This is a genomic window from Streptomyces sp., from assembly GCF_019510245.1.
In the GTDB taxonomy this organism is placed as follows: domain Bacteria; phylum Actinomycetota; class Actinomycetes; order Streptomycetales; family Streptomycetaceae; genus Streptomyces.
The window spans coordinates 1-3662 of sequence record NZ_JAEKKT010000425.1 but is presented as its reverse complement, the minus strand read 5'-3'; the positions used below and the strand labels follow the sequence as shown (position 1 = coordinate 3662).

Here is a 3662-nt window from a genome sequence, read left to right as displayed (position 1 = left end):
ACGGCTGCTGACGCGCGGGTGGGTGCCGAGCAGCCCCTCGACGGTCTCGGTCAGCGGGGCGTCGGACTCGTAGCGGGCCAGGTCCGGGCACAGCTCGGCAGCCACCGCCTCGGCCAGATCACCGGGGGTGAGATCCGCGCCGGTGGATGCCGCGTACGACGACAGCCATGCCTCGACCAGTTGCCGGCGGGCGGCCATGTCGGCTAGAGCAGCGAGGTCGTCGTCGTAGGCCGATGTGCCCACCGTACGACGGAACTTGTCGAGCAGCGTGCGGCAGCCGCTGCTGACGACGAACCCCTCGGGGCCGCTCGTCAGCTCCTCGAAGAGGTACGCGGCGGCGGCATCCGCGGCCTCCCCGGTGATCGCCTGCGCCAACTCTCCCCGCAGATCGGCGATGGCGGGCGTCAGGCCGAAGGTGTCCCTGGCCCGCGCCAGCGACACCGCACGCCGGGTCCAACTCGCACGCGCCTCGGGCGTGGTGCGGTGCGCCCAGAACAGCTGGGCGGTGGCGCGGGCCGCCGGCTGGTGGCGGAGCAGGCCGGCGCGTTCGTGCAGGCGCAGCAGCGCGGTGAGGATCAGCACCGCGTCGTGGTCGTGGACGCCGCGTTCGTAGCCCTCGTCGTACGCCGTCTGTGCCGCCTGCCGGACCAGGGCGAGCAGGTCGTCGGCCTCCGCGAGGGCCGCGGGGCCGTGTTCGTCCAGCAGCCGGGCGGCGAGGTGTTCGGCACGGTAGACCTCGGGCGACTCCGAGGGCAGCGGGCGGTTCCAGTACGGGCGGGTGGCGGTGAAGTCGGGGTCGGTGACCGGGGAGCGGTAGTCGGTGCCGGTGAGCGCGAAGGCGAGGGTGTCGCCGTGCGGGACCAGGGTCAGGTCGAGGGGCTGGGTGTTGACGGCGAAGTTGTGGGTGCCCAGGCGGAGGGTGCGGCCGTCGTCGGTGTACAGGTCGGTGCGGTCCCGCAGTGCGCGCGACGCCTCCTGGCGGGCGGACTTGAGGCGGCCGTCGAGTTCCTCCGCGCGCACTTGGTCGCCGAGTCGGCGCAGCTCGTCGGCGAGGCGGCGGATCTTCGCGGGCATAGGGTCGGAGGCGAAGTACGTGGCGACGGCGTCCGCGTCGGGGAGGGCGGCGGCGCGCCGGGTGAGCGTCTGCATGACGCGGGCCGCCGAGTCGGTGAGGCGTTCGGCACGGCGGGCGCGGGCGTCGGCAAGGGTCTGCTTGCGGGCGGCGAACGCCTCGAGGACCTCGTCGCGCTTGTCAGCGAGGTCGCCCAGGAAGTCGTCGAACTCGGCGAACCGTGACTCCAGGTTCTCCACCTGCACGAGCAGGCGGGCGAGTTGCTCGTCGCAGGTCTCGGGGCTGTCGGCGGCGGAGAGCGCGCCGGTGACGGCCTGGCCGAGCAGGGCGAACTCGGCGGCGAACTCGGCGCGTCCTTCGCGGTCGACCAGTGCGCGGCGGCGGCCGTCGAGGGTGGCGCGGGCGCGGTTGACCCCACCCAGTACTTCGGCGATGCGCTCCAGGATGGACGTACGGACGGTGGCGTCACCGAAGTCGAGGCCGGCGACGACCTCGGTCACCGTCCGCAGTCCGTCGGCGAGTTCGTCGAGGCGGGCGGTGAGGGGCGCGGCCTCGGCGACGGTGGCGATCGTTTCGGCGTCGGCGACAAGTTGCTCGATGTCGGCCCGGTGGCCGGCGAAGGCGTCCTCGCGGGCGAGGTGGGAGACGGCCCGCTGCCCGAAGGCGGTCAGGTCCGACTCCGCGTCGGCGGCGAGCTCTTCGATGCGGACGGCGTCGGCGTACCGCATGTCCTTGAGGGTGAGCAAGTGCCCTTGAGCGTGCCGGAGTTCGGTCAGTCCGGTCACCCAGGCGGCGGCGCTGCGCGGAGACTCGCCGCGCAGCCGCCGTACGACCGTGGCGACGCGCGCGGCTGCGTCGGCGAGCGCGTCGCCGGCCTGGCGGGTGAGGGCCTGGACGGTCTCGAACTCGGCCAGCACCTGCTCGGCGGTGGACCTCACCCGCGTGAGCGGCTCGTGCAGGTCGCCGAGTTCGGTCTCGGCCAGCCAGTGGTAGGAGTCGGCGGCCCGGACGCATGCGCCGGCCAGGGCTTCGTAGACCTCGCTCGTCGGGGTGACCTCGGTGACCGCGCGCGCGATGGACAGGCAGTCGGAGATGCCGCGCACGAGGTCGGCGTTGCCGACACGGGCCAGCGGGCCCGTGCCGACCGGCTGAGCGGCGGCGTGGGTGTCGGAGACGTACGGGGAGCGCCACAGCTGGAGGGGGTGCACGCGGGCCGGCTCGTCGCTGTCGGCGCGCAGGATCATGAGCGTGCCGTCGTCGAAGAGGGCCCAGCCGTGGCAGGACAGCGGGGTGGCGATCTCCTTGCGGATCATGTTGTACGGCAGGAGGAGGCTGCGGCCTTCCGCGCGCGCGTGGAAGACGAAGAGGACGTCCTCGCCGTTCGGTGAGCGAATCTCGCGCTCGAACTCCAGGCCCTCGGTGTCTAGGTCGTACGTCTTGTGCGCACCGGTGGCCAGGCAGTAGCCGCCGGGGAAGACGATGCCCGGGCAGGCGGCGGCAGGCCCGGCCGATGCCGTCGAGGCGGACGACGTTCTTGGTGAGGGTGTTGAAGACCAGGTAGCGGTGGACGTCCTCCTTGTAGGGGAGGACGTCCAGCAGGATCAGGGCGCCCACGCGCGCGTACGCGATGTCCGCGTCGGCGAGGGACTGCAGCGGTTCGGCGACCGGCTCGCAGTGGATGCCCTCGCCGGTCTCGGTGTCGTCTTCGACTTTGACGGTCAGCGTCCCCGCGACCGTCTCGACGAAGACCTCGCCCTCGATGGAGACGTGCGGGTGACGGCCCAGGACGTGGTCCTCGCGGGTGGTCCGCGTCCACGGGAAGTCGTGCGAGGGCGGCAGGACATGATCGCGCTCGCCTCGCGCGTCCAGGAAGGTCGCCCGGCCCTCGTCGGTGAGTGCCCAGCGCAGCACGCGGATGTCATCTGTCTTCTCGCCGGTCTGGAAGACGGCCAGCAGTTTGCCGCCGGTGCGGCGCAGTTGGAGGATGTGGGCCTGGCGGTAGTAGCGGTAGAGGGCGGCGAACTCGCGGACGAAGGCGGGGTCGTCGAGCAGTCCTGGCACGGCGTCGTCGGGGAGCCGGTTCAGGTCGCGGTCGTGCAGCGAGAAGACGTCACCGACGGCCGTCTGGGGCCCCCGGCCCGGGAAGATGTTGTGGCCGAAGAGGACGGCGTCGCCCAGGGAAACGATGTCGCGGGGGACACAGGTGTGTTCGGTGCGCACCCGCTCGGTACGCGTCAACTCCAGCCGGGTGGAGCCGAACTCCTCGGTGCGGCGGGAGTTGAGCGCCTCGGCGCGGCGGGCGAGTTCGCCGGCCTGCGCGGTGAGGCGGTCGCGCAGCACCTCGTACGTGCCGGTGTCCGGGCCGGTGGTCATGGGGTCCCTCTCGGAAGTCGGAGAAACGTGGTCCGGAGCTGCCGTCCCCTGTGCGGCAGCTCCGGACCACGGGCAAGTGAGGCCGTGTCGGCGCGGTTCGGGTCCCGGCCGTGCCGGTCAGTGACCCGGCGTCGGGTCAGGCCCTCGCGCTGCCGTTGAGCGCGGCGAGCGAGGTGTCGGCCAGGCCCAGCTCACCGGCCCTGTCCAGAAGTTGCTT

The 3662-nt window shown here is 72.6% G+C and carries 1 pseudogene; it reads right to left on the bottom strand.

Annotated elements, in window-relative coordinates:
* Positions 1-3445: pseudogene (locus JF597_RS53340) on the bottom strand (DNA repair ATPase); the annotation flags it as partial.
* Between the last annotated feature and the right edge of the window lie 217 nt (positions 3446-3662).